Source organism: Pantoea eucrina (genome assembly GCF_001691555.1).
GTDB lineage: Bacteria > Pseudomonadota > Gammaproteobacteria > Enterobacterales > Enterobacteriaceae > Pantoea > Pantoea borealis.
This window is the reverse complement of record NZ_MAYN01000008.1, coordinates 38921-63534: the sequence shown is the minus strand read 5'-3', so window position 1 is coordinate 63534 and position 24614 is coordinate 38921. Positions and strand designations below refer to the sequence as shown.

Genomic DNA, 24614 nt, shown 5'->3' with positions numbered 1-24614 from the left:
CAGCCAGAAAGTTTATACTCTTGCCCGAAAAGGCACTGCACAGAACAAGGACATCAGCAGGAATGACGCCGCATAAACAAAAAATTCTACTGCTTGATAATGGTCGCGAGTGGGGCGGCGGCACCAATAGCATGCTGGAATTGCTAAAGCGGATCGATCGTAACCAGTTCGATATCACCTGCTGCTTTTATCATAATTATTCGCGCGGCAATGACGAAACCATTGAACAGACTCTTGGATCGTTAGCCATCCCGGTGACGTTTATTCCGCAGCGCAGACAGCCTCTCTGGGCAAAAATCAGCAAAGAAATAGTCCGCACGCTGCTTTTTTTCAGCAAAGAGCGCAGAAAAAAAGCGGTTCATGTCGTGGATCGCCGGTGGCGCATTATTCCGAATGCACACAAGATTGGCGAGCTTCTGCAGGCAGGCCAGTTTGACCTGCTTTATATGAATAATCAGCCCAGTACCAATACTGAAGGCTATCTGGCAGCCCGCCCGCTTGAGATCCCGGTGGTGCAGCACTGCCGTATCGACCCGATGCTGAATCGTCAGCTGGTCACGATGCTGAACCGGGACTGTAAGGCAATTATCTGCGTTTCGCACGGCGTCAGTCATACCCTGCAGCGTCATGGCGTTCATCATCACCTCTGCCATACCGTCAGTAATGCCATCGATATTCACCAGCCGTTGCCCGATCGCACTGCTGTTCGACAGGCCCTGCAGATAGCACCTGAAACGTTTGTATTTGGCTCGATTGGTTCACTGATAGCGCGTAAAGCCAACCACCACACGCTGAGCGCGCTGGGCCGGTTTCATCGCCTCTACCCTCACGCTGACTGGAAAATGCTGATTGTAGGTGCCGGTCCGGAACAGGCTAATCTCGCACAACTGGCAGAAAAAGAGCAGATTGCTGACCGCATCGTTTTTACCGGTTTTAAAAACAATGCGCTCGATTTTCTGGCAGCGTTTGACGCGTTTATACTGGCCTCGCAAAGTGAAGGTTTACCCCGCGTAGTGCTTGAAGCAATGCTGGTTAATACCGCTGTTATCGGATCGCGGGTGACCGGCACAGCTGAACTGATTGAACACAACCAGACCGGCCTGCTGTTTGAATATGGTGATATTGCGCAGCTGACACAGCAGCTGATTGCCCTGTGGGAAAACAAAGAATTACGTCAGAAATTAACTGACACTGCTGCCGGAAAGGTACGCGAACATTACGCTATTGATAACTATATTCAGGGCGTAGAAACGGTTCTGGCTAATGTTATTCAGGAAAAGAGTCATGCTTAATTTTTTTAATAAACGTTTCCGCCATATTCGCGCGCGTCACAATATTCCATACAGCGAGAGTCGCGTGCAGGGCGCAATTCCGGTTACCTCCGTGGTGATCCCGTGTGCCGGTGAGGACTATATTGAAGAAGCGCTGCTCAGCGCCTGCTTTGCCAGCCGTTTTGCCACCAGCATCACGGAAATTGTTATCGTCAGCGACCAGCCCGCAACAAAATTTGGTGAACTGCCGGCAAAGACCCGTGTTGCGACGCTGACCATCCCGCATCGCGAAGAGAGCTACCGTTATAAACAGATTTACCGCAGTCGGCTGATCAAACTGCAGGCGCCTTTACAGGCCAGCGGTGACGCCGTTCTGATGATCGACTCTGACCTTAACCTGCTTAAAGACCCTGCCCTCAGCCTGCGGGAAGGTCATCTTTACTCCAGCTTCAGAGAAGGCAGAATGATTGCCAAACTGGAGAATGCAGCTGAAGAGCAGATCCCGGCTTATTACAAACCCGCCATCCGGCCCTATCTGGTTGACCATGTCAATGGCGCTTATCTGGCCGCCACGCGTCAGACCTGGAAGCGTATCTGCCTGCTGTGGCTGACGCTGTTTCAGGATACCTGGGAGCTGATGAATGACAATCAGCCACCCACCGATCAGCTGCCGCTCTCTGCGCTGCTGGATATGCTCGATCTGGTCACGGTCAACCTGGGCGAATGGGCAAACTGGCCGGTCTCCAAGCGCATCGGCGGGACCGCAGCGGTGATCCCGCCTGAGGTCATTGGCGCCCACGGCGGTTTTCCGTTAAGTGAATGGCAGAAGTACCTGCAGGACCCGGCACAGCCGCTGCAGTTTAAAGGTCAGGACTACACGCGCAAAGTACGCTACCTGACTGATGAAGAGAAAAAACGCAGCTGATATGACTCCGGCCCGCGGGCCGGAGTCCGGTCAATCCCAGCTCAGCACGACTTTCCCTGAGCGCCCGGAGCGCATTTCATCGAAACCCTGCTGAAATTCGTCGATATGATAGCGATGGGTGATCACTGGCGTGAGATCCAGTCCGGACTGGATCAGTGCCGCCATTTTGTACCAGGTCTCAAACATCTCACGGCCATAAATGCCTTTGATAAACAGGCCTTTGAAGATGACCAGATTCCAGTCGATCGCCATATCACCGGGTGGAATGCCCAGCAGCGCAATGCGCCCGCCGTGATTCATGGTTTCCAGCATCGTGCGGAAAGCTGCCGGTGCGCCTGACATCTCCAGTCCGACATCAAACCCTTCGGTCATACCGAGCTCCTGCATCACGTCGCGCAGATTCTCCTGCGCCACGTTAACGGCCCGGGTCACACCCATCCCGCGCGCCAGACTCAGACGGTAGTCATTCACGTCGGTGATCACCACATGACGGGCACCCACATGCCTGCAGACGGCGGCGGCCATAATACCAATCGGCCCGGCGCCGCAGATCAGGACATCTTCACCTGGCAGATCAAATGACAGCGCAGTATGTACGGCGTTGCCGAACGGATCAAAGATGGCGGCCAGCTCGTCAGAAATGTTATCGGGAATTTTAAACGCATTGTACGCCGGGATAACCAGATACTCCGCGAAGCAGCCCTGCCGGTTTACCCCCACGCCCACCGTATTGCGGCACAGGTGCGTTCGCCCGGCCCGGCAGTTACGGCAGTGACCGCAGGTAATATGGCCCTCTCCGGAAACGCGATCGCCGATGGCGAAGCCTTTGACCTCCTGCCCCATGCCAACCACTTCACCGACATACTCATGTCCGGTGATCATCGGTACCGGAATGGTTTTGCGTGACCACTCATCCCAGTTGTAGATGTGAATATCCGTGCCGCAAATAGCGGTTTTGCGGATCTTAATCAGCAAATCGTTATGCCCGGGTTCCGGCACCGGCGCATCCCGCACCATCCAGATCCCCTCTTCAGCTTTCAGTTTGGCAAGTGCTTTCATTGTTCTGCTCCTGCAGCAATCACGCCCAGCTGCTGGCCCACGCGGATAAACGCGGCGATGGCCTGTTCCAGCTGCGCCTGCGTATGAGCAGCAGACATCTGCGTGCGGATGCGCGCTTCACCCTGCGGCACCACCGGATAGAAAAAGCCGGTGACGTAAATGCCTTCCTGCTGCAGCAGCGTGGCAAACTGCTGCGCCACGTTTGCTTCACCCAGCATCACCGGAATAATGGCGTGGTCAGCCCCAGCCAGCGTAAAGCCGGCAGCGCGCATTTTTTCGCGGAAAAAGCGTGCATTATCCCAGAGCCGCTGGCGCAGGCCGTCGCCCTCACTCAGCAAATCCAGCACCCGCAGTGAGGCAGAGACAATGGCCGGCGCCAGCGAGTTAGAAAACAGATAGGGGCGTGCACGCTGACGCAGCCACTCCACCACCTCTTTTTTCGCAGCCACGTAGCCGCCGGACGCGCCGCCCAGCGCTTTACCTAATGTCCCGGTGAGAATATCGACGCGATCCATCACGCCGCAGTATTCATGCGTACCGCGTCCGGCTGCGCCGACGACGCCCACCGCGTGAGAATCATCCACCATGACCAGCGCATCAAACTCCTCCGCCAGGTCGCAAATTCCCTGCAGGTTAGCAATCACGCCATCCATGGAGAACACGCCATCGGTGGCAATCATTATATGACGGGCACCCTTATCACGCGCCTCCTGCAGACAGGCACGCAGCGCCTGCATATCGTTATTGGCGTAGCGATAACGCTGTGCCTTGCACAGACGTATGCCATCGATGATGGACGCGTGATTCAGCGCATCGGAAACAATGGCATCCTCCGGCCCCAGCAGCGCCTCAAACAGGCCGCCGTTAGCGTCAAAACAGGAGGAGAACAGAATCGCCTCTTCCATACCAAGAAAGTCAGCCAGCTTACGCTCCAGCTGCTGATGCGTATCCTGCGTACCACAGATAAAGCGCACCGATGCCATACCAAAGCCGTGAGAATCCATACCCTCTTTGGCCGCCTGAATCAGCGCCGGATGGTTAGCCAGACCGAGATAGTTGTTAGCACAAAAGTTAATGACCGGGGCGCCGTGGTCGACGCTGATCTCTGCCTGCTGGGCCGACGTAATGCGGCGTTCCTGTTTGAACAATCCGTCCTGACGCGTTGTCTCAAGCTGCTGACGGATTTGCGAATAAAACTGACCGGACATGATTCTGCTCCTTAGATCGCCAATTACCGGGGCATCTTACTGAGCAAATGGTGTGCAGACGATATTTCAGCCAGCTAAATGTTCGTTTTGCAGCATAGTTCACGCCATGGCCAGCGTTTGTGCGATACGCCTCACGCATCTGGCTGTCCGGACAGGGCTGAAATGTTATGATGATAAGTATTCGTGCGTGAAACCTTCTGTTTCACCCCAACTGATTAAAGGCTAAGCATATGATTATCGTTACCGGCGGCGCTGGCATGATTGGCAGCAACATCGTTAAAGCGCTTAACGATCGCGGTCATAGCGACATTCTGGTCGTGGATAACCTGAAAGATGGCACCAAATTTGTGAATCTGGCGGATCTGAATATCGCCGATTATATGGATAAAGAAGAGTTTCTCTCTTACATCATGTCAGGCGAAGATCTGGGACCCATTGAAGCAGTCTTCCATGAAGGTGCCTGTTCAGCCACCACCGAGTGGGATGGCAAGTACATGATGGATAACAACTACCAGTACTCCAAAGATCTGCTGCATTTCTGCCTTGAGCGTGAGATCCCGTTTCTCTACGCCTCTTCTGCTGCGACGTATGGTGGCCGCAATGAGAACTTTATCGAAGAGCGCCAGTATGAAGAGCCGCTGAACGTCTACGGCTATTCAAAAATGCTGTTCGATCACTACGTGCGTCAGATTCTGCCTGAAGCAGATTCGCCGGTATGTGGTTTCCGCTATTTCAATGTGTATGGTCCGCGCGAAGGGCACAAAGGCAGTATGGCCAGCGTGGCATTTCATCTGAATACGCAAATCAGCAACGGCGAAAACCCTAAGCTGTTTGAAGGCAGCGACAGCTTCCGTCGTGATTTTATTCATGTAGATGATGTTGTTGCGGTGAACCTGTGGTGCTGGGAGAACGGCGTATCCGGTATCTATAACTGCGGCACCGGACGTGCAGAGTCGTTCCAGGAAGTGGCTGATGCCGTGCTTAAATTCCATCAGAAAGGCCAGATTGAGTACATTCCTTTCCCGGATAAGCTCAAAGGGCGTTATCAGGCATTTACCCAGGCCGATCTTACAAAACTGCGTGAAGCGGGCTATGACAAGCCCTTCAAAACCGTCGCACAGGGCGTAGGCGAATATATGGCCTGGCTGAATCGCAACGCATAAGGACACCCGCATCAGCGATGAAAATTCTGGTTATTGGCCCTTCCTGGGTCGGCGATATGATGATGTCGCAAAGTCTCTATCGCACTCTCAAGGTGGCGCATCCTGATGCGGTCATTGATGTTATGGCACCCGCCTGGTGCCGCCCGCTGCTGTCACGCATGCCGGAAGTGAATCAGGCGCTGGCGATGCCGCTGGGACACGGCGCGCTGGCGCTGGGCGAGCGCCGTCGTCTTGGCAAAACCCTGCAAGCCAGCGGTTACGACCGCGCTTACGTCTTGCCGAATTCATTTAAGTCGGCGCTGGTGCCGTTTTTCGCTGGCATTCCGCGACGCACCGGCTGGCGCGGTGAAATGCGCTACGGCGTGCTCAATGATGTGCGGGTACTGGACAAAGCGGCGTTTCCGCTGATGGTAGAGCGCTATGTTGCTCTGGCGTATGACACGCCGGTTACCTCAGCTGAGCAACTGCCGCAGCCTCTGCTCTGGCCGCAGCTGCGCGTAGAGGACGATGAAAAGCGCATGACAGCCGCGCAGTTTGGCCTCTCCGCCGATCGTCCGGTTATCGGCTTTTGTCCGGGCGCAGAGTTCGGGCCGGCGAAACGCTGGCCGCATTATCACTATGCCGCCCTGGCAGAACAGCTGATTGCAGAGGGCTACCAGGTCGTGCTGTTTGGCTCAGCCAAAGATCGCGATACCGGTGAGTCCATTCTGCAGGCGCTGCCTGATCCGTTACGCGCGCACGGTAAAAATCTGGCGGGCGAGACGCAGCTGGAGCAGGCGGTGATCCTGCTCGCCCATTGTCGTGCCGTGGTCAGCAACGATTCCGGTCTGATGCACATTGCAGCTGCGCTCAACCGACCGCTGGTCGCGCTGTATGGCCCGAGCAGCCCGGACTTCACGCCGCCACTTTCCCGCCAGGCACGCGTTATCCGGTTGATCAGCGGCTATCACACGGTGCGTAAAGGCGATGCCGCTGAAGGGTATCATCAGAGTCTGATCGACATCACGCCTGCGCGCGTGCATCAGACCCTGAGCGCGCTGCTGCAGCCGGCGCAGGAGCAGACATGCGCGTTTTAATCGTTAAAACCTCTTCGATGGGGGATGTCCTTCATACGCTGCCCGCGCTTACCGATGCGATGCAGGCACTGCCAGGCATACGCTTTGACTGGGTCGTCGAAGAAAATTTTGCTCAGATCCCCGGCTGGCATCCTGCTGTAGATAAGGTGCTGCCGGTCGCGATCCGGCGCTGGCGCAAACACTGGTTTGGCAGCCAGCAGCGCGAAGAGCGCGTCGCGTTTAAGCGCAATTTGCAGTCGCGCCAGTATGATGTGGTCATTGATGCACAGGGCTTAATTAAAAGCGCCGCACTGGTGACGCGTCTGGCAACCGGCACAAAACATGGCCTGGACAGCCGCAGCGCGCGCGAGCCTTTTGCCAGCTGGTGGTACGACAGGCGCCATGAGATCAGCAAGCAACAGCACGCCGTTGAGCGCACGCGCGAGCTGTTTGCGAAAAGTCTCGGCTATGAAAAACCCGCCACCCAGGGTGATTATGCCATTGCGGCACATTTTCTGACTCCCCGGCCCGCAACAGTACAGCCCTGGCTGGTGTTTTTACACGCCACAACCCGCGACAACAAACACTGGCCGGAAGCACACTGGCGTGAGCTGATTACGCTGCTGCAGCCGACCGGCCTGCAGATCAGGCTGCCGTGGGGCGCAATACATGAACAGCAGCGTGCGCAGCGGCTGGCGGAAGGCTTTTCCCATGTGGAAGTCTTGCCAAAACTGACGCTGGAACAGGTGGCTCAGCAGCTGGCCGGCGCGCGCGCGGTAGTCTCTGTGGACACCGGGCTCAGCCATCTGACCGCCGCACTGGACAGACCCAATATTACGCTGTTTGGTCCGACCGATCCGGGGCTGATTGGCGGCTATGGCAGAAACCAGCACGCGCTGCGCCCGGTTCAGGGTGACAGGATGGCAGATATCCAACCTGACACGGTGCTGGAGACGTTAAAGCAGGTGTTAGCATGAAGAAATTGCACATTATCAATTTAGGCAAAATGGGCGGCGTTGAACGGCTGTTTCTTCAGTACATCAATGATGTTTCTGACGGAAACGATGACGTTATCTGCATCAGTAATCAGATCGACCCGGATATTTTGCAGCAGATGCCCCGGCAGCACGTTACCTTTGCTAACCGGCTGTTTCCGCACTTTCCTTTAAAAAGCCCGCAGTTCCTGCGCAAGCATCTGCTGCAAAAACGCGTAAATGCCAGTAATGCCGATATGATTATTGTGTGGGATCTGGTTCCCCGGCTTACCGCTAAACCCCGCAAGGCGAAACTGGTTTATTACGATCACGGCTGTTCATGGCGTTATCCAAAGAACGGTAAAACGCTTGCGTTTATGGCCATGCTGGATGGGGTTATTTCAGCCTCCGGAGCGTCGTCCAGAGTAATGCAGCACCGTTTCAATCTGCCCTGCCTGCATAAAGTTGTGATTAACCGTCTGGTCACGCCTCAGGGAATCGATCCTGCAGTGCGGCAACTCCGCCAGCCGATCAGAATCGGAACCGCATCGCGTCAGGTTGGCCTGAAGGGGATCTCTGTTTCGCTTTTGATGACGAAAGAGCTGCTAACGCGCGGGCATAATGTCACGCTTGAAGTTGCCGGAAAAGGCCCCGATCGTGAAGCATTTGAAGATTTAGCGCAGCGGCTTGGCATATCAGAGCATGTCAGGTTCAGCGGTTTTCAGCATAATATTGCCGACTTTTTCAATCGCGTTGATATTTATATGAGTACGCCAGTGACCGAGCCTTTTGGTCTGTCCTGTATGGAAGCCCTTTATTTTGGCGTACCTGTGATTTTCCCTTTTGTCGACGGGCAGCCTGAAGTGATTGCCGACAAAATTTGTGGCATTGGCTTATCACCCCGGGTTTCTTTAAGTGAACACCAGCAGCTTACGGGGATTGACGTTGACTTTCCTTATCAGGTATACGATCCGATAAAAGATACCATGACTGAACCGATGCTGCTTTCTCATATCGATTGTGCCGATGCGTTTGAATTTCTGATACAAAAAGAGAACTATCAGGCATACAGTGAAAACGCTAAAAACTGGACAATGACTCACTTTGATTATGCGTATTTCAGAGATGAAATAGAAAGTTCCTTAAACGAAATTGCGAATATAAAAAATGCACATCAGTAATTACCTGGCAAGGCGCGAAGCCCCCCACGCTGCAATAAGTACCCTGATATTTTTTGGATGCGCAACGGCACTGCTCACCGCGCCCTTTGGCGGCAGCTTTGGCCGCAATGTATTTTATATAACCAGTTATATTGCTTTCATTGTCATAGCTACCCATGCCTTGTATTACGCTAAATTGCGAATAAATATCGCGTTACCTGCGGCCATGTTGCTGGTGGGCATCGCCAGTATCATCTGGACTGTGGTTTATAAGCAGCCAGGCGATTTTATCAGTCTCTATCGCCAGTATCAGTCAACGGGCCGCTTACAGATATCGGCCGCACTTATTCTCTTTTTTGTCTTAAATGATAAAAGTGACCTACGCAGCAAGGCTATTCTTGCCGCAATTCTGACTGGCCTGGCGGTTAATGCCTATGCTATCTATCAGGGCGCCTGGCTGCATCTGCGTCGCGTAGAGCTGAACTTTGACCGGGCGACTATGGCCGCCTATATCATCAGCGCTGTCAATTTAGTTTTCCTCAAGGCAATTTTACTGCAGAAAAATAAAGTGAAGCTTTTCCTTTTTCCTGCGGCTTTTTTGTTTAGTTATCTTGCTATTATTCTGACCGGTACGCGCGCGGCAATGCTTGTTTTTCCTGTACTGGCCCTGATACTCATCTTATTTTCAAAAAATGTTATCAGCAGAAGCTATAAAGTTGCGCTTTTTGTCATTATTCCCGTACTTTTTATCGCAGGTTCGCTGATATTTAAAGACAAGATAGCTAATCGCATCGATGAGTTTCAGCAAAATATTGCGGATATGCATAAAAACCGCGGAGAAAATTCAGTTGTCTCCCGCTTAAGCATGCAGATTATCGCGCTGAAAACCGGCATACATTCCCCTGCGGGCCAGTCAGCAGAACATCGGGCTTTGCTGGCAAAACAGATTATTCAGCAACAGCCGCAGCTGTATGGCGCATTACCTTACCTGACTGTTCATATGCATAATGAAGTACTGGAAACCTTTTCGATAAAAGGAATAGCAGGCGCGCTGGCACTGGTGAACTTCTATATTATGCTGCTGGTTTATGCATTCAGACGTGGCGGAAATGCGCTTTTACTGACCCTGACGCTGGCGCTGATAGGTTATGGGCTAAGTGATGTGATTTTCTTTAGTACAGAATGTACCCTCATCTACTGTCTGACAATTATATTTGTTTTCTTCATGATGAAAGGTTCGCATCATCAGGAAAAACATCAATGACAAAATCGAGCCCGCCCGTTCTGAGCATCATTATCCCCTGCTTTAATGCAGGGGAGTTTATTCTTCCCTGCCTGCAGTCGCTGTTTACGCAGCTTGAACCTGATATTGAAGTCATCATTATTGATGATGGTTCAGAGGATAACTCAGCGGGCATAATTGGCACTTTTTTGCAGACCCAACAGCATGAAGCAGTGCTGTTTCTGCAGCAGAAAAACTGCGGCATTGCTGATACGCGTAATATCGGTCTGCAGCACGCCAGGGGAACGTTTGTCACATTTATCGATGCAGACGATATGATCAGCAGGCACTATATTGCTGTTATCAGGCCGCTGTTGCTGACTGATAATGATGATTTAATCGATTTCAACTATGCGCGTTTTGAACGACAGCCACCTGAGGAGATGGAAACCCTCGATGTGAAACGTATCGCCTATGACTTTCAGTCCTCGGGCGTGAACTGCCTTGAGCCTCTGTTTAAAAAATCGATGTGGCATTTGTGGAACCGGGTTTACCGTCGTGCTCTACTGAGTGATGAACGTTTTGCATCGGGCAGGCGCTACGAAGATGTGATTTTTACACCTTTTATCTATTTCAAAACAGACAACATTGCGCATCTGGATAATACGCTTTATTTCTATCGCGATAATAAGAGCGGTATAACACGCAATGTCAGAAAAAGTGATATCGCCGATCTTACCTTTGCCATGCAGAAAATGCTCATCTGGGCAGAAAAGAAAGATAAAGCTCATCAGCGTCTGGCGTCATTTATGGTGCTGGACTGCTTTAATGAAATAAAGACCATGTCGAAAATTGTCTACGGCTATTACTATTACGAGCACTCTACTCTCGCGCTTTTCCGCTCAGCGGCAGTGATTTGCCAGGGCAACTGCAGGACAAAAAAATATCTGCAGTTGCGCTTTCCTCAGGTTGATACCTTTTTCTCATACCTGAACGGCCTGTTCAGAAAGCGCCGCTCTGAAACGCATCAGCGTGCCTGACCTTTTTTATGTAAGGCATACTCGGTCAGCGTCATGCCCTGTACACGTGGCTGGAGCCAGATAAACAGCTGCTCCAGATCGCTGTACAGCCTGTCGATGTCCGCCTCAGTTTTAAATGTAGGGCTGCCGTCTGGCATGAACTCAGAAGAGTGAAGCATAAACTCGATATAATCACTGCCCTGATCGAGCGTCTGTGCGGCAACCTTTTTCATTTCATTCAGGTTGCCACCGGTCGGGCGCAGCCAGTTGACAGAAGGTCCGCGCGGCTTACCGCGCAGCTGATTCCACGCCTTTTTAAACCGATTGGTCATTGGGCCATAGCGATACTGAATGCTCATGGGCAATTCAAGCAGCGGACTGTCGCCGGGCTTTGAGATATCGCTGGTGTCTATATAGTAAGCGCGATCGGGGAAGCGACTGTAGTCAGTGCCTCCGTTCCCCTGCGGGGCGCCGGATGAATGACGCCAGCTAACCCGCGGGGTGACGGAGCAGTCCACCAGATACCCGTTATCGATTAAAGCCTGAGCATACACTTCGTTAAAGGCCCAGCGGCCAGCGCGATGACTGGTCATTTTTTGCTGAAATGCCTCCTCCAGCAACGCCGTCATAAAGGCGACTTTATCGCGTAAAACGGCCTCGGGATACTCAATCAGATAGGGTTGATAACGCCAGTCGTCCTGCGTCAGTTTATATTCCGGTGGGCTATACCAGGCGTGAAGATGCATACCAATCTCCCCCTGTCCGCGGGCCAGCAAATCCCGCCCGAACTCCACATAGGCAGGGTCGCTCGCCATTTCGTAATTGGTCAGCCAGGTAGGCCTGAAGCCGTACTTTTCGCATAGCATCTGAAAGCGGGGCAGGAAACTGACGTTATGCGTTGTTACCTTTCCGCTGCGGTTGCGCCACAGGTTATCACCTTCAGTATCCAGGGTAATCAAAAAGGCAGGCTTTTCCATAACTTGTCCGGTATATTTCACTATTATCGTCACTATGTTACGCACCGTCCGTGGCAGGCGCAAACTTTTCCAGCGCAGCTGTCTGAGCCAGGGAAGAGCACTCCGGTGCTGGTTAAACCAGATCAGTCCGGATAAAAAGCAGGCTGAATTTATCTGTAGCGGCCAGCAGCACGCTGTTATGGCTGGATTTTTATATAATCCATGTGTTTTACGATAAATTGATCGTATCGGAAAGATAGCAGCGCAGTTTCATTAGCAAGCTGACAGGCAGGCAGAGGTATATAATTTGTCGAAACGCATTTTAATGGTGATCGATGGTTTGCCCGGTGGCGGCGCCGAAAAAGTCGTCTTAACGCTGGCTGAGGGTTTCGTTTCGCTGGGACACCGGGTCTCGATCTTCTCTCTGCGAAAAATCTGCGATTACCCTATTCCTGCAGGCGTGGATTATCAGGTGGTATGCGATCACAGCTCCCGTCCGTGGCGAAGAATGACAGAAACCGTACGCCGTGCGCGGTTACTTGACGATGCGGTACGCCAGAGTGAAGCGCTGAACGGCAAATTTGATTTAATATTTTCGCATTTACATAAGACCGATCGTATCGTCAGACGGGCCCGCTCGCTGGATTCAGCGAAAACCTGGTACTGCCTGCACGGTGTTTTTTCTGCCTCCTATCTGGGCCGGAAAACAGGTTTTTCCCGCTGGCTGAAACAGATAAAAATACGTTACGTCTATCAGGGCCGACAGCTGGTGGGCGTATCGCAGCATGTTATTAATGATCTGGTAGAGAACGTCGGCGTCACACCGCGCCTGACCCGCGTTATTTTCAATCCTTTCGATTTTGAACAGCTCGACCGGCTGGCAGCTGAGCCCTGCCCGCTGGCGGGCCAGGATTATCTTGTCCACGTAGGACGTATTCATGAGGCAAAACGTCAGGACCGTTTGCTCGACGCCTATGCGCGTAGCGGCATAACGGCGCCTCTGATTTTGCTGGGACAGGGCAGCGCGAAACTCCTGGATGCGTTACGCCAGCAGGCGCGGGACTTAGGCATTTCAGAGCGCGTCCGTTTTGAAGGCTTTCAGCAAAACCCTTATCCGTGGATCCGCCATGCTCATATGCTGATTGTGAGCTCAGATAGCGAAGGGTTTGGTAATGTGCTGGTTGAAGCGTTGCATTGTGGCACGGCGGTGGTCAGTACACGCTGTCCCGGTGGCCCTGCTGAAATCCTGACCGGCCCACTGTCCCGGTGCCTGGCTGATATGAATGCCGCGTCGCTGGCAGAAAAAATGCACGATGTGTATACCAATCCCCCTGATTTGCAACATATCGATTTGAGCATTTATAGTCTGGCTAACATTTGTCAGCAATATCTGCAGCTGGATCCTGTAACAGAAAAATCATTTTCAAAGGCACGCCATGTTTCGAATTAAGACATCCCCACCGGGGTGCGGCCAGAATATGGGGATAATTGCTTGACCTACATTATTATATTTATCATTTTTTGCCCGATTAAATGGGTAATGAAGCTGTTTCAGTCGCGTAGCGGAAAAAACCTGGTGATTCAGACCGCCAAGATAGGCGATTTTATTAATATCACTCCATTGCTAACGCATCTGGGAAAAAGCGATGCGCTGCTGAGCAAGAGTGTTGCGCCGCTCGCCAGCCATGACGCCACCCTTGAACACATCTGGTATATCGAAGAGTATCGTTCCGGCCTGCTTAAAAAGCTCAAATTAGTCTGGCATTTGCTCAATCGCTACGACAATGTATATCTGCTGCACCCGACTAACCTGAATCTGTTTATTGCCGCCTGCTGCAATGCGGGTAATAAACAGTTTCTCTCCAGCTATCGCCGTAAGGGGTATCAGAATCTTTTCTATTACACTGCAAGCGGCGAGGTGCAGCATGAGAAAAATACGCTGACCCTTGAAAACTATCTGAAGTTAGCCGACCGCACTTTCACTAAAGAGAGCTACCCTAAACACGCGACGCTGCCGCTATGGCAACCTGATGCCCTGCCGGCAGAGATTACAGCGTGTGCAGGAACACGCATCGGTATCAGCGTAACCGCCGGTAATCAGGCAAAAACCATTCCGCCTGCTATCTGGCAACGCCTGTTTGACCACCTGAGCGATCTTCACTGCACCTTTTTTGCTTTCGGTGCACCGAATGAACAGTCGCGCGTTCAGGAGTTGTTCAAAATAGCGGGGCATCGCGATAACCTGATCAGTCTGGTGGGGAAAGTATCACTGGAAGCCCTGCCGGCCGTTATCAGCGAAATGGATTTCTATATCGCCTCCGATTCTGGCAATGTGTACATTGCCGATGCGCAGCGGGTACCGGTTATTCTGATTTATGGCCCCTGCTGTGTAGAGGAGCAGAGACCGCTGGGCGATGTGCTGCTGATTGGTCCCGACCATATCGCGCCCTCATCTTTTGTCTTTGATGCGCAATATGAATTCGCGCATCCGGTTGAACAGCTTTTCAGCCTGGATCAGCGTAAGCTGAGCGATATCCACGATTTTATTCGCACCCGACAGCAGCAGCGTCTGGCGCGCCGAAACAATGAAATGACCTCATGACAGCCCAGCCAGAAAATTCCGCACCATTACTCAGTCTTATCATTCCGATGTTCAATGCCGGCACTGAATTTACTGCCTGCCTTGAGGCGCTGTTAGCGCAGACGCTGACCAGCCTTGAGATTATCATTGTCGATGATGGCTCAACCGACGGTTCCGGCGAGCAGGCGGACGCTTACGCCGCACGTTATCCGCACATCCGCGTGATCCATCAGGCCAACGGTGGCGTGTCACGGGCAAGAAATGCCGGTCTGGCCATTGCACGCGGTAAGTACGTCAGCTTTCCCGATGCCGATGACACCATGGATGCGGCAATGTATCAGACGCTGGTGGAGATGGCAGAGCGCGATGAGCTGGATGCGGCGCAATGCAATGCCGAGTGGTATTTCAAAGCAAGCCAGCGTACCAGACCGCTTATTCCTCTTGAGCGCCTTACCAGCACCGCGGTGCTGAGCGGTCCTGAGTGGCTTAACACCGCGCTTAAAACGCGGCGTTACATGCACGTTGTCTGGCTGGGCATCTATCGCCGTGAGCTGATTACGCGCTGCAATCTGCTGTTTGAGCCCGGCCTGCATCATCAGGACATTCCCTGGACCACTGAATTTATGTTTAACGCAACGCGCGTGCGTTATACCGATCGCGTGCTTTATCGCTATTACATGCATGATGCCTCCATCAGCAACCGCAAACGCACCGGCCAGCGCAACGTAGAGTATCAGCGTCACTACCTGAAAATTGCCCGGATGCTGGAGGAGCTGAACCAGCGTTATCGCCGCCGTATCCGCATCTATCCGGTCTTTCACTACCAGATCACGCATGAAGCGCTTAGCGTCTGTCACGCTATCCGGCGCGAACCTGAAGCAGATGCGCGACAGGCGATGCTGGCCGATCTGTTCAGTACAGGGACGCATAAACGTATGCTGCGCAACGCGCGCGGCCTGAAGCAGTGGTATCAGCTGCTGCTGTGGCTGAGCCGTATTTACCGATGGCGCCAGAAATAAGCACCACTGCTCGCTTTAACCCCTTTCGGGTTTGCCCTACAATCGGCTCACTGAATCCTGAGATCAATAAGTATGGCAAGCCCGATTCCAGCCCGGTTCACACCACAATCTATTTTAGTGATCAAACTGCGTCATCATGGTGACATGTTGCTGACAACACCTGTCATCAATGCGCTGCGCGCGCGTTATCCTGATGCGCATATCGATGTTCTGCTCTACAAAGAAACCCGGCCGATGCTGGAAGCGCATCCGGCAATTCGGCAGCTGCATATTATCGATCGCAGCTGGAAAAAAGAGGGCAGCTTACAGAAACTGCGCCATGAACTGGCGCTACTCTCCGCCGTGCGCGCCTGCCGCTACGATCTGGTGGTCAACCTGGCCGATCAGTGGCGCAGTGCCATTATTACCGGCCTGTCGGGTGCCGCAGTGCGTATCGGCTTTGCCTACCGCAAACGTGATAACGCCTTATGGCGCTGGTGCCACAATCAGCGGGTACCCACAACGCAGCATCATCAGCTGCATACGGTCGAGCAAAATATGAGCGCGCTGGCGCCGCTCGGTATCGACGTAACGGACGCAGTTGCATCAATGCATTTCAGCGAGGCGGATCGACAGAAAGTAGCTGCTTTGCTGGCGCAGCAGCAGATCGCCGGCCCGTTTATTGTGCTGCAGCCTACGTCGCGCTGGGTATTTAAATGCTGGGACGATGAAAAGATGGCGCAGCTGATCGCGGCGCTCTCTGATGAAGGGCACACCCTGGTACTGACTGCTGCACCGGATAAAAAAGAGCTGGCGATGATAGCGCATATCCAGTCGCTCTGTTCCACCTCACGCGTGGTGTCACTCGCAGGCCAGCTGTCACTGCCGCAGCTGGCTGCGCTGATCGACGCGGCGCAACTGTTTATTGGTGTCGACTCTGCGCCGATGCATATGGCAGCGGCTCTGGATACGCCCTGCCTGGCGCTGTTTGGGCCGACGAAGCTGCAGCACTGGCGCCCGTGGGGCAATAATAACCGGGTGATCTGGGCGGGTGATTATGCACCGCTGCCGTCGCCCGACTCGATCGATACCCGCACGGAGCAGCGCTATCTTTCCGCGATTCCGGTCGCCGATGTGCTGACCGCTGCAAGGAGCTATTTGCATGAATAAAATACGTCTGGCTATCGTCCGGCAGAAATATCGCCCGGACGGCGGGGCCGAACGCTTTATTTCACGCGCGCTGGAGGCGCTGGATAGTGAGCAGCTGGATCTCAATATCATTACCCGCAGCTGGCAGGGCACGCCCAATCCCGCCTGGCATCTGCACATCTGCAATCCGGTAAAGTTTGGCCGTATCTCCCGCGAGCGCGGCTTCGCACGTGCAGCACGCGCCTGCTGGGAGCGGGAGCAATTTGACCTTGTTCAGAGCCACGAGCGCATCGCCGGGTGCGATATTTTTCGTGCCGGTGACGGCGTACATCGGGTCTGGTTAGAGCAGCGCTCGCGCATTGTCTCCCCGTGGCAGCGTCTGAGCGCCACACTCAGCCCTTATCATCGCTATGTGCTGCAGGCTGAAGCGGAGATGTTTAATGCTCCGTCGCTCAAAGCGGTGATCTGTAATTCAGAGATGGTGAAGCAGGATATCCTGCGCCATTTCACGCTGGATGCCGGCAACATTCATGTGATCCACAATGCCATTGACAGCAAACGCTTTCAGCCCGCGACACCCAGCCTGCGCCATTCGGCACGCCAGCAGCTGCGGCTGCCGCAGGACGCTCATGTGATGATCTACGTTGGCTCCGGTTTTGAGCGCAAGGGGCTGAAAGCGGCGATCGAAGCTGTCGCACAAACCGATCGCTACCTGATTGTGGTAGGCCAGGATAAGCAGCTGTCGCGCTATCAGCAGCTGGCAAACCAGCTTAACTGTCTCGATCGTCTGCGCTTTGCCGGTGTCCAGCAGGATGTGCAGCCGTTCTATCACGCCGCCGATGCGCTGCTGCTGCCAACGCTGTACGACCCGTTTCCTAATGTAGTGCTGGAAGCAATGGCCTGCGGACTGGCGGTGATCACCAGCACCGGCTGCGGCGGGGCAGAGTTTATCCGCAACGGTGAAGAGGGCTTTGTCTGTGATGCGCTGGATATCCGCGCGTTGAAAGAGGCGGTGCTGGCGGTGCCTGCGCTGTCAGTCGACAACCGCATGGGTGCGGCCGCCCGCCGCCGGGTGGAGCCTTACGGGCCTGAGCGGCTGGCAGCTGCGCTGACCTCACTCTATCAGCATGTGCTGAGCCAGCGCTGACGAAGTGATGTGAGCAGGCGGTGAATTTCTGATAGTATGCCGCCTTTCTCCGGTTTTTTGACGCGAATATGTCGTAACGATAACTATGACGACTCTGTATACCGCCCTGCTCTATCTGATTCAGCCATTTATCTGGCTGCGCCTGTGGCTGCGCGGTCGTAAAGCGCCAGCCTATCGTAAACGCTGGGCAGAGCGGTATGGCTACTGCACCGGCAAGGTTGAGCCGCACGGTATCGTGCTGCATTCAGTATCGGTAGGTGAAACGCTGGCTGCAGTACCGCTGGTGCGGGCGCTGCGCCATCGCTATCCGTCCCTGCCTATCACCGTGACCACCATGACGCCCACCGGCTCAGAGCGCGCACAGTCCGCGTTTGGTAAAGATGTGCACCATGTTTACCTGCCTTACGATCTGCCCGGTGCCATTAACCGTTTTCTGGATACGGTCGATCCGCGCCTGGTGATCATCATGGAAACCGAGCTGTGGCCAAATATCATTCGCATCCTGCACCAGCGCGACATTCCGCTGGTTATCGCCAACGCCCGTCTCTCCGAGCGTTCCGCCCGCGGCTATAAAAAGCTGGGCGGTTTTATGCGCGATCTGCTGCAGAGCATCACCCTTATTGCGGCGCAGAATAGCGAAGATGGCGATCGCTTTCTTAGCCTGGGCCTGAAACGATCGCATCTGGCGGTCACCGGCAGCCTGAAATTTGATATCTCCGTGACGCCAGAGCTGGCGGCCAGAGCCGTTACGCTGCGGCGTCAGTGGGCATCGCGCCGTCCGGTCTGGATTGCGACCAGCACGCACGAAGGTGAAGAAGCCATTGTGCTGGATGCGCATCGCCAGCTGCTGCAGCAGTTTCCCGATCTGCTGCTGATTCTGGTCCCACGTCACCCCGAACGTTTTAAAGATGCGTGCCATCTGACGCAAAAGCGCGGTTTTACTTTTACCCTGCGCAGCAGCGGTGCGGTTCCTTCTGCCGATACAGAAGTGGTGATTGGCGATACTATGGGTGAGCTGATGCTGCTGTATGGCATCGCCGATCTCGCCTTTGTCGGTGGCAGCCTGGTTGAACGCGGCGGTCATAACCCGCTGGAGCCTGCCGCGCATGCCATCCCGGTGCTGATGGGACCGCACACCTGGAACTTCAAAGATATCTGCGCCAAATTACAGCAGGCTGAAGGGCTGATCACAGTCAGCGATGCCGCTGCACTGGAAAAAGAGGTCGCCAACCTGCTGCAGGATGATGACTATCGTCGCTATTATGGCCGTCACGCCGTTGAAGTTTTACATCAGAATCAGGGCGCGCTGCAGCGCCTGCTGCAGCTGCTGGAGCCTCATCTGCCACCGCGAGCACACTAATTTATGTCACAACGCCAACGTCTTTCGGTCGTGATAATCGCCCGGAATGAAGCTGAACTTCTGCCTGATGCGCTGGCATCCGTTGCCTGGGCCGATGAAATTATCCTGCTTGATTCAGGCAGCAGTGACGCCACCGCAGAGATTGCCCGGGCGCAGGGTGCGCAGGTCTATGAAGCCCCGCCGTGGGCAGGCTATGGCAAACAGCGCCAGCGCGCGCAGGCCTTCGCCACCGGAGAGATGATCCTGATGCTGGATGCTGACGAGCGCGTGACCCCGGCACTGCGCCACGCCATTGAACAGGTGCTGTGCCAGCCGCCTTCTGCCACGGTCTATAGCCTCAGCCGCAGCAATTTTTTCCTCGGCCGTTTCATGCGTCACAGCGGCTGGTATCCGGATCGCGTGATGCGCCTCTATCCGCGCCATCTCAGCTATAACGACAATCTGGTGCATGAGTCGCTGGAAACGCAGGGTGCGCCTGTAGTGACGCTGCCCGGCGATCTGGCACACCTTACCTGCCGCGATCTGATAACGTTTCAGCGTAAACAGATGAACTATGCCGAAGCCTGGGCGCAGGAGCGTTTTCAGCGCGGCAAGCGCTGCGGTCTGTTCGCCATTTTCTCTCATACGCTGGGGGCTTTTGCCAAAACGCTGCTGCTGCGTGCCGGCTTTCTTGATGGTAAACAGGGCTGGATCCTGGCAGTGGTTAACGCGCAGTATACGTTCAATAAATATGCCGCGCTCTGGGCGCTGCACCATACTTCTGCACAAGGTCGCGTATGAGTACGAAAGCGATATATCCCGGCACGTTTGACCCGATGACGCTCGGACACCTTGATATCGTCACGCGCGCGGCCCGCATGTTTGATCGGCTGGTGGTGGCGATTGCCGCCAGCCCCGGTAAGAAACCGCTGTTTACGCTGGATGAACGCGTCGATTTAGCGCGTCAGGCCACTGCACATCTGACTAACGTTGAGGTGGTGGGCTTTAACGAGCTGATGGCTGATTTTGCCCGGGCGCAGCAGGCGAACGTGCTGGTACGCGGCGTGCGGGCGGTGGCTGACTTTGAGTATGAATCGCAGCTGGCACAGATGAACCGCCACCTGCTGCCCGCGCTGGAGACGGTGTTTCTGCTGCCGTCGCAGGGCTTCTCGTTTGTGTCGTCATCGCTGGTAAAAGAGGTGGCGCGTCACGGCGGCGACGTGCAGGCATTCCTGCCTGCCGTCATTCATCAGGCGCTGCTGACCAGACTGCAGCAGCCGTGATCAGTGCTGGCAGTGCGGACACCAGAAGGTGCTGCGCTGTCCATGCCGGCCGCTGAGGATCGGCGTGCCGCAGGCGCGGCAGGGCTCGCCGGCGCGGCCATAGACCTGCAGCTGCTGGGCAAAATAGCCTGGCTTACCGTCAGTCTGTAAAAAGTCGCGCAGCGTGGTGCCTCCCTGCTCAATGGAGCGCAGCAGCACCGCTTTTATTGTGTCCGCCAGCAGCGTGGTTTCCGCTTCACTCAGGCTTCCCGCCGCCCGATCCGGCAGTATACCGGCGGTAAACAGCGACTCACTGGCGTAAATATTGCCTACCCCGACCACAATCTTGTTGTCCATCAGCCACTGCTTGATGGCGGTGCGCTTGCCGCGCGATCGGGTAAACAGATAGTCACCGCTGAAGGCGTCACTCAGCGGCTCCGGTCCGAGATGAGACAGCACGCTGCTGCCTGCCGGATCGGCGCTCCAGAGCCACGCACCAAAACGTCGGGGATCGGTATAACGCAGCACTTTGCCGTTACTCATGACCAGATCGACGTGGTCATGCTTTTCAGCCGGCTGTTCACCGGGCAGAATGCGCAGGCTGCCGGACATGCCGAGATGAATGATGATCCAGCCATGCGGCAGCTCCAGCAGCAGATACTTTGCCCGCCGCTGCACGCTCAGCACCGGCTGATCGCTCAGAGCGTGAATTTCACTGGAAACCGGCCAGCGCAGGCGCGCATTGCGCACAATAGCGTGCAGAATGGTTTCCCCCACCAGGTGAGGCTCAATACCGCGTCGGCTGGTTTCTACCTCAGGTAATTCAGGCATCGCATCTCCTCAACGTGTTGACATAGCGCACAAACAAAAAACCCGGCCGGAGCCGGGTTTTTCGCAAGAACACCAAAATTACTTAATTTTGGCTTCTTTGTAGATCACGTGCTGACGTACAACCGGATCGAACTTTTTCAGTTCCAGTTTCTCAGGTTTAGTACGCTTGTTCTTCGTGGTGGTATAGAAGTGACCTGTACCAGCAGAGGAAACCAGCTTGATCTTCTCACGAATACCTTTAGCCATGATTCAGTTCCTTAGTACTTCTCACCACGGGCGCGGATTTCGGCCAGAACCGTATCGATGCCCTTTTTATCAATAACACGCATACCTTTAGCAGATACACGCAGAGTAACGAAGCGCTTCTCGCTCTCAACCCAGAAACGGTGAGAGTGCAGGTTCGGCAGGAAACGGCGTTTCGTCGCGTTCATTGCGTGGGAACGGTTGTTACCGGTCACCGGACGCTTTCCAGTTACCTGGCAGACTCGTGACATTTCTATTCTCCAAAAATCAAATCAGCTCGAGCTTTAAAAACATAGGTTTTGGCCGCCTCGTCAGGCCTTAGCCCGCCAGGCGAGTTCCATGTGAACCCGCTAAGCTGGCCCAAACGCCAAACCCGAGATTCTCAAAGGTGGCGTAGTATACGCCGCTCAGCTCAAGTGCTCAAGTCCCGAACAGATAAAGATCCCTCTGGATCGTGCAAAAACGCCGCATTTTTGCCCGGTTGAGGCGCAAAACTATAGCCAGCCGCGCTCGGCGAATGAGGTAAACTCGCCGTGACCGATCACCAGATGGTCCAGCAGGCGGATACTCAGCAGCGCACAGGCCTGAGCAATTTTTGTGGTGATCTCGCGATCGGCACGGCTGGGATCAGCCTGTCCCGAAGGATGATTGTGCGCCAGAATCACTGCCGCAGCGTTGAGTTTCAGCGCCTCCCGCACAATTTCACGCGGATGCACCTCTACGCTGCTGATTGAGCCGGCAAACATCTTCTGCGCCTGCAGTACACGATGCTGGTTATCAAGAAACAGCACCATAAAAATTTCCCGCTTCTCATGCGCGAGCACGCTTTGCAGATAGTGACGCGTGACCTGCGGATTCTCCATCACATTTTCCCGCGCCAGCTGGCTGGCAAAAAAACGCCGTCCCAGCTCTGCTATCGCGTGCAGCTGGGTCAGCTTTGCTCTGCCAACGCCTTTAATCAGGCTCAGTTCGCGCTCGCTGGCGGTCATGATGCGGTAAAGTGAGCCAAACTCATTGAGCATCTGCCGGGCCAGCGCCATAACGCTGACGCCGCGCGTACCGGTACGCAGAAAGATGGCCAGCAGTTCAGCATCACTTAGCGCTTCTGCGCCCGCCTGTATTAGTTTTTCCCGTGGTGCCAGTTTATTCATTGCACTGCTCCCTGTGGCTGATAGTCAGGATGCGCGCCAGCGGTCAGCAATGCCAGTCCTGCATTCGTCTTTTCAGAGACGCTTCGCAAAGGGCACGGCCGGTGAACAGGCGGCCGGACGGTTTTATGATAAAGTTGCCCTGTCTGCTGCGCCGGGTGCGGCATCATGCGTTAAGTTGAGGCAAACAACATGACTGGATTAGCCGGAAAAAAAATTCTGCTGGGCGTCAGCGGCGGTATCGCTGCATATAAAGCGCCGGAGCTGGTGCGACGTCTGCGCGATCGCGGTGCCGAGGTGCGTGTCATGATGACCTCCGCAGCCCGCGCCTTTATTACTCCGCTCAGCCTGCAGGCGGTCTCCGGCTATCCGGTGTTTGATGACCTGCTCGATCCCGCTGCTGAAGCCGCGATGGGCCATATCGAGCTGGCTAAATGGGCGGACCTGATTGTACTGGCTCCCGCCTCGGCTGATTTAATCGCCCGCATAACTGCCGGTATGGCTAACGATCTGGTGACCACTGCCTGTCTCGCCAGCGACGCGCCGCTGGCGCTGGTACCCGCCATGAATCAGCAGATGTACCGTGCCGCCATTACGCAGGAGAATCTGCAGCGTCTGCAGCAGCGCGGCGTCATGATCTGGGGGCCGGATAGCGGCAGCCAGGCGTGCGGCGATACCGGGCCGGGCCGTATGCTCGATCCGCTGGCGATTGTGGCGCATGCGCTGGAGTGGGCCGAACCGGTCAGCGATCTGCAGCATCTCAGTATTATGGTTACCGCAGGTCCGACGCGCGAAGCGCTGGATCCGGTGCGCTATATCAGCAACCACAGCTCAGGCAAAATGGGCTATGCCATCGCCGCGGCCGCGGCCCGACGCGGTGCCCGCGTCACGCTGGTTTCCGGTCCGGTAACGCTGCCGGTGCCCGCCGGCGTGCAGCGTATCGACGTCACAACCGCGCTGGAGATGCAGGCGGCAGTGATGGCGCATATTAGTCAGCAGCATATCTTCATCGCCAGTGCCGCCGTGGCGGACTATCGCGCGGCAACCGTGGCAGCAGAAAAAATGAAAAAACAGGGTGACGACGATAATGTCACACTGCAGCTGGTGAAGAACCCGGACATTGTTGCCGGCGTGGCGGCACTGCAGGAAAATCGCCCTTATGTGGTGGGATTTGCCGCCGAAACCCGGAATGTGGAAGAATACGCGCGGCAAAAACGCGTACGGAAAAATCTGGATCTGATTTGCGCTAACGATGTCGCGCAGGCGGGTCAGGGATTTAACAGCGACACCAATGCGCTTCACCTTTTCTGGCAGGAGGGCGAAAAGCGCTTACCGCTCAGCGATAAGTCGCTCCTTGGCCAACAGTTAATAGACGAGATAGTCAGCCGTTATGATGAAAAAAATAGACGTTAAAATTCTTGATGCGCGCGTAGGCAGCGACTTTCCGCTGCCCGCTTACGCCACCTCTGGTTCTGCAGGTCTCGACTTACGCGCCTGTCTTGATGAGGCGCTGGAGATTACGCCAGGCATGACCACGCTGGTACCCACCGGCCTGGCAATTCACATCGCTGACCCGACGCTGGCCGCGGTGATCCTGCCGCGCTCCGGCCTCGGCCACAAGCACGGTATCGTGCTCGGTAATCTGGTCGGCCTGATCGATTCTGACTACCAGGGACAGCTTATGGTTTCAGTCTGGAACCGCGGTCAGGAGAGCTTTACCCTGCAGCCGGGCGATCGTCTGGCGCAACTGGTGTTTGTGCCGGTGGTACAGGCGGAATTTAATCTGGTCGAGGATTTTGACGCCAGCGATCGCGGTGCAGGCGGTTTTGGCCACTCCGGCCGTCAGTAAGTTACCACTCTTCAATTAGCCATCTTGTTAACGCATGTCTCTGCAGGTAATTACC

The 24614-nt window shown here is 54.7% G+C and carries 25 protein-coding genes; 18 read left to right on the top strand and 7 right to left on the bottom strand.

Annotated elements, in window-relative coordinates:
* Positions 1 to 62 precede the first annotated feature (62 nt).
* The gene (locus tag BBA90_RS06355) at positions 63 to 1292 is read left to right on the top strand and encodes a glycosyltransferase (protein ID WP_065648431.1); all 1230 of its coding nucleotides are present in this window, start codon (positions 63 to 65) and stop codon (positions 1290 to 1292) included.
* Positions 1285 to 2196: a glycosyltransferase family A protein gene (locus BBA90_RS06350; RefSeq protein ID WP_065648430.1), complete on the top strand. Its 912-nt coding sequence runs from the start codon at positions 1285 to 1287 to the stop codon at positions 2194 to 2196. The genes BBA90_RS06355 and BBA90_RS06350 overlap by 8 nt, the downstream gene beginning before the upstream one ends.
* Positions 2197 to 2226: 30 nt before the next feature.
* On the opposite strand, the gene tdh is transcribed toward BBA90_RS06350, so the two are convergent.
* Both tdh and BBA90_RS06340 read right to left on the bottom strand, forming a co-directional pair.
* Entirely contained in the window at positions 2227 to 3255 is a 1029-nt protein-coding gene (gene tdh, locus BBA90_RS06345; protein ID WP_065648429.1) for an L-threonine 3-dehydrogenase, read from the bottom strand.
* Positions 3252 to 4463, bottom strand: coding sequence for a glycine C-acetyltransferase (locus BBA90_RS06340; protein WP_065648428.1), 1212 nt, complete (start codon positions 4461 to 4463; stop codon positions 3252 to 3254). Before BBA90_RS06340 ends, tdh begins: the two co-directional genes overlap by 4 nt.
* A 230-nt stretch (positions 4464 to 4693) precedes the next feature.
* On the opposite strand from BBA90_RS06340, the gene rfaD reads away from it, so the two are divergent.
* The 6 genes from rfaD to BBA90_RS06310 are packed head-to-tail and all read left to right on the top strand — an operon-like array spanning position 4694 to position 11077.
* Entirely contained in the window at positions 4694 to 5626 is a 933-nt protein-coding gene (gene rfaD, locus BBA90_RS06335; RefSeq protein ID WP_065648427.1) for an ADP-glyceromanno-heptose 6-epimerase, read from the top strand.
* Positions 5627 to 5643: 17 nt separating this feature from the next.
* Positions 5644 to 6702, top strand: a complete 1059-nt coding sequence (rfaF, locus tag BBA90_RS06330; protein WP_065648426.1) for an ADP-heptose--LPS heptosyltransferase RfaF — start codon at positions 5644 to 5646, stop codon at positions 6700 to 6702.
* Positions 6690 to 7658, top strand: a complete 969-nt coding sequence (gene rfaC / locus BBA90_RS06325; protein ID WP_065648425.1) for a lipopolysaccharide heptosyltransferase RfaC — start codon at positions 6690 to 6692, stop codon at positions 7656 to 7658. Before rfaF ends, rfaC begins: the two co-directional genes overlap by 13 nt.
* Positions 7655 to 8836 carry a glycosyltransferase gene (locus BBA90_RS06320; RefSeq protein ID WP_065648424.1) on the top strand — a complete coding sequence of 394 codons (1182 nt, stop codon included), beginning with the start codon at positions 7655 to 7657 and terminating at the stop codon, positions 8834 to 8836. The genes rfaC and BBA90_RS06320 overlap by 4 nt, the downstream gene beginning before the upstream one ends.
* Positions 8823 to 10079, top strand: a complete 1257-nt coding sequence (locus tag BBA90_RS06315; RefSeq protein WP_065648423.1) for an O-antigen ligase family protein — start codon at positions 8823 to 8825, stop codon at positions 10077 to 10079. Before BBA90_RS06320 ends, BBA90_RS06315 begins: the two co-directional genes overlap by 14 nt.
* Positions 10076 to 11077, top strand: a complete 1002-nt coding sequence (locus BBA90_RS06310; protein ID WP_065648422.1) for a glycosyltransferase family 2 protein — start codon at positions 10076 to 10078, stop codon at positions 11075 to 11077. The genes BBA90_RS06315 and BBA90_RS06310 overlap by 4 nt, the downstream gene beginning before the upstream one ends.
* Here BBA90_RS06310 and BBA90_RS06305 read toward each other — a convergent pair.
* Positions 11065 to 12033 carry a deacetylase gene (locus BBA90_RS06305; protein WP_065648421.1) on the bottom strand — a complete coding sequence of 323 codons (969 nt, stop codon included), beginning with the start codon at positions 12031 to 12033 and terminating at the stop codon, positions 11065 to 11067. The genes BBA90_RS06310 and BBA90_RS06305 overlap by 13 nt on opposite strands.
* Before the next feature lie 304 nt (positions 12034 to 12337).
* Here BBA90_RS06305 and BBA90_RS06300 point away from each other — a divergent pair, with 304 nt between their 5' ends.
* The 8 genes from BBA90_RS06300 to coaD all read left to right on the top strand — a co-directional run bounded on the left by BBA90_RS06300 (position 12338) and on the right by coaD (position 20509).
* The gene (locus tag BBA90_RS06300) at positions 12338 to 13462 is read left to right on the top strand and encodes a glycosyltransferase (RefSeq protein WP_065648420.1); all 1125 of its coding nucleotides are present in this window, start codon (positions 12338 to 12340) and stop codon (positions 13460 to 13462) included.
* 42 nt (positions 13463 to 13504) lie between these two features.
* Positions 13505 to 14614, top strand: coding sequence for a glycosyltransferase family 9 protein (locus tag BBA90_RS06295; protein ID WP_065648419.1), 1110 nt, complete (start codon positions 13505 to 13507; stop codon positions 14612 to 14614).
* On the top strand, positions 14611 to 15612 hold the full coding sequence (locus BBA90_RS06290; RefSeq protein WP_075050716.1) for a glycosyltransferase: 1002 nt from the start codon (positions 14611 to 14613) through the stop codon (positions 15610 to 15612). Before BBA90_RS06295 ends, BBA90_RS06290 begins: the two co-directional genes overlap by 4 nt.
* Before the next feature lie 72 nt (positions 15613 to 15684).
* Positions 15685 to 16761 carry a putative lipopolysaccharide heptosyltransferase III gene (gene rfaQ, locus BBA90_RS06285; protein WP_065648418.1) on the top strand — a complete coding sequence of 359 codons (1077 nt, stop codon included), beginning with the start codon at positions 15685 to 15687 and terminating at the stop codon, positions 16759 to 16761.
* Positions 16754 to 17887 carry a glycosyltransferase family 4 protein gene (locus tag BBA90_RS06280; RefSeq protein ID WP_065648417.1) on the top strand — a complete coding sequence of 378 codons (1134 nt, stop codon included), beginning with the start codon at positions 16754 to 16756 and terminating at the stop codon, positions 17885 to 17887. The genes rfaQ and BBA90_RS06280 overlap by 8 nt, the downstream gene beginning before the upstream one ends.
* An 85-nt stretch (positions 17888 to 17972) precedes the next feature.
* Entirely contained in the window at positions 17973 to 19247 is a 1275-nt protein-coding gene (waaA, locus tag BBA90_RS06275; protein ID WP_065648416.1) for a lipid IV(A) 3-deoxy-D-manno-octulosonic acid transferase, read from the top strand.
* A gap of 3 nt (positions 19248 to 19250) precedes the next feature.
* Positions 19251 to 20027 carry a glycosyltransferase family 2 protein gene (locus BBA90_RS06270; RefSeq protein ID WP_065648415.1) on the top strand — a complete coding sequence of 259 codons (777 nt, stop codon included), beginning with the start codon at positions 19251 to 19253 and terminating at the stop codon, positions 20025 to 20027.
* Positions 20024 to 20509: a pantetheine-phosphate adenylyltransferase gene (gene coaD, locus BBA90_RS06265; protein WP_065648414.1), complete on the top strand. Its 486-nt coding sequence runs from the start codon at positions 20024 to 20026 to the stop codon at positions 20507 to 20509. The genes BBA90_RS06270 and coaD overlap by 4 nt, the downstream gene beginning before the upstream one ends.
* On the opposite strand, the gene mutM is transcribed toward coaD, so the two are convergent.
* From mutM to radC, 4 genes are all read right to left on the bottom strand, one after another.
* Positions 20510 to 21319, bottom strand: a complete 810-nt coding sequence (gene mutM / locus BBA90_RS06260; protein ID WP_065648413.1) for a bifunctional DNA-formamidopyrimidine glycosylase/DNA-(apurinic or apyrimidinic site) lyase — start codon at positions 21317 to 21319, stop codon at positions 20510 to 20512. It lies immediately after the preceding gene.
* A gap of 78 nt (positions 21320 to 21397) precedes the next feature.
* The gene (gene rpmG / locus BBA90_RS06255; RefSeq protein ID WP_001051798.1) at positions 21398 to 21565 is read right to left on the bottom strand and encodes a 50S ribosomal protein L33; all 168 of its coding nucleotides are present in this window, start codon (positions 21563 to 21565) and stop codon (positions 21398 to 21400) included.
* An 11-nt stretch (positions 21566 to 21576) separates the two neighbouring features.
* On the bottom strand, positions 21577 to 21813 hold the full coding sequence (gene rpmB, locus BBA90_RS06250; RefSeq protein ID WP_010616494.1) for a 50S ribosomal protein L28: 237 nt from the start codon (positions 21811 to 21813) through the stop codon (positions 21577 to 21579).
* Between the two features lie 243 nt (positions 21814 to 22056).
* Entirely contained in the window at positions 22057 to 22713 is a 657-nt protein-coding gene (gene radC / locus BBA90_RS06245) for a RadC family protein (protein WP_065648412.1), read from the bottom strand.
* 189 nt (positions 22714 to 22902) lie between these two features.
* Between radC and coaBC the strand changes: the two genes are divergently transcribed.
* Positions 22903 to 24123: a bifunctional phosphopantothenoylcysteine decarboxylase/phosphopantothenate--cysteine ligase CoaBC gene (gene coaBC / locus BBA90_RS06240; protein ID WP_065648411.1), complete on the top strand. Its 1221-nt coding sequence runs from the start codon at positions 22903 to 22905 to the stop codon at positions 24121 to 24123.
* Entirely contained in the window at positions 24101 to 24559 is a 459-nt protein-coding gene (gene dut, locus BBA90_RS06235; RefSeq protein WP_065648410.1) for a dUTP diphosphatase, read from the top strand. Before coaBC ends, dut begins: the two co-directional genes overlap by 23 nt.
* Positions 24560 to 24614: the final 55 nt, after the last annotated feature.

Coding starts and splice junctions, on each gene's coding strand:
- rfaF (WP_065648426.1), top strand. CDS start 5,644: ATGAAAATTCTGGTTATTGGCCCTTCCTGGGTCGGCGATATGATGATG.
- tdh (WP_065648429.1), bottom strand. CDS start 3,255: ATGAAAGCACTTGCCAAACTGAAAGCTGAAGAGGGGATCTGGATGGTG.
- rpmG (WP_001051798.1), bottom strand. CDS start 21,565: ATGGCTAAAGGTATTCGTGAGAAGATCAAGCTGGTTTCCTCTGCTGGT.
- BBA90_RS06305 (WP_065648421.1), bottom strand. CDS start 12,033: ATGGAAAAGCCTGCCTTTTTGATTACCCTGGATACTGAAGGTGATAAC.
- waaA (WP_065648416.1), top strand. CDS start 17,973: ATGACGACTCTGTATACCGCCCTGCTCTATCTGATTCAGCCATTTATC.
- BBA90_RS06310 (WP_065648422.1), top strand. CDS start 10,076: ATGACAAAATCGAGCCCGCCCGTTCTGAGCATCATTATCCCCTGCTTT.
- BBA90_RS06320 (WP_065648424.1), top strand. CDS start 7,655: ATGAAGAAATTGCACATTATCAATTTAGGCAAAATGGGCGGCGTTGAA.
- rfaQ (WP_065648418.1), top strand. CDS start 15,685: ATGGCAAGCCCGATTCCAGCCCGGTTCACACCACAATCTATTTTAGTG.
- BBA90_RS06355 (WP_065648431.1), top strand. CDS start 63: ATGACGCCGCATAAACAAAAAATTCTACTGCTTGATAATGGTCGCGAG.
- radC (WP_065648412.1), bottom strand. CDS start 22,713: ATGAATAAACTGGCACCACGGGAAAAACTAATACAGGCGGGCGCAGAA.
- coaBC (WP_065648411.1), top strand. CDS start 22,903: ATGACTGGATTAGCCGGAAAAAAAATTCTGCTGGGCGTCAGCGGCGGT.
- BBA90_RS06280 (WP_065648417.1), top strand. CDS start 16,754: ATGAATAAAATACGTCTGGCTATCGTCCGGCAGAAATATCGCCCGGAC.
- BBA90_RS06290 (WP_075050716.1), top strand. CDS start 14,611: ATGACAGCCCAGCCAGAAAATTCCGCACCATTACTCAGTCTTATCATT.
- dut (WP_065648410.1), top strand. CDS start 24,101: ATGATGAAAAAAATAGACGTTAAAATTCTTGATGCGCGCGTAGGCAGC.
- BBA90_RS06350 (WP_065648430.1), top strand. CDS start 1,285: ATGCTTAATTTTTTTAATAAACGTTTCCGCCATATTCGCGCGCGTCAC.
- rfaC (WP_065648425.1), top strand. CDS start 6,690: ATGCGCGTTTTAATCGTTAAAACCTCTTCGATGGGGGATGTCCTTCAT.
- mutM (WP_065648413.1), bottom strand. CDS start 21,319: ATGCCTGAATTACCTGAGGTAGAAACCAGCCGACGCGGTATTGAGCCT.
- BBA90_RS06300 (WP_065648420.1), top strand. CDS start 12,338: ATGGTGATCGATGGTTTGCCCGGTGGCGGCGCCGAAAAAGTCGTCTTA.
- coaD (WP_065648414.1), top strand. CDS start 20,024: ATGAGTACGAAAGCGATATATCCCGGCACGTTTGACCCGATGACGCTC.
- rfaD (WP_065648427.1), top strand. CDS start 4,694: ATGATTATCGTTACCGGCGGCGCTGGCATGATTGGCAGCAACATCGTT.
- BBA90_RS06340 (WP_065648428.1), bottom strand. CDS start 4,463: ATGTCCGGTCAGTTTTATTCGCAAATCCGTCAGCAGCTTGAGACAACG.
- rpmB (WP_010616494.1), bottom strand. CDS start 21,813: ATGTCACGAGTCTGCCAGGTAACTGGAAAGCGTCCGGTGACCGGTAAC.
- BBA90_RS06270 (WP_065648415.1), top strand. CDS start 19,251: ATGTCACAACGCCAACGTCTTTCGGTCGTGATAATCGCCCGGAATGAA.
- BBA90_RS06315 (WP_065648423.1), top strand. CDS start 8,823: ATGCACATCAGTAATTACCTGGCAAGGCGCGAAGCCCCCCACGCTGCA.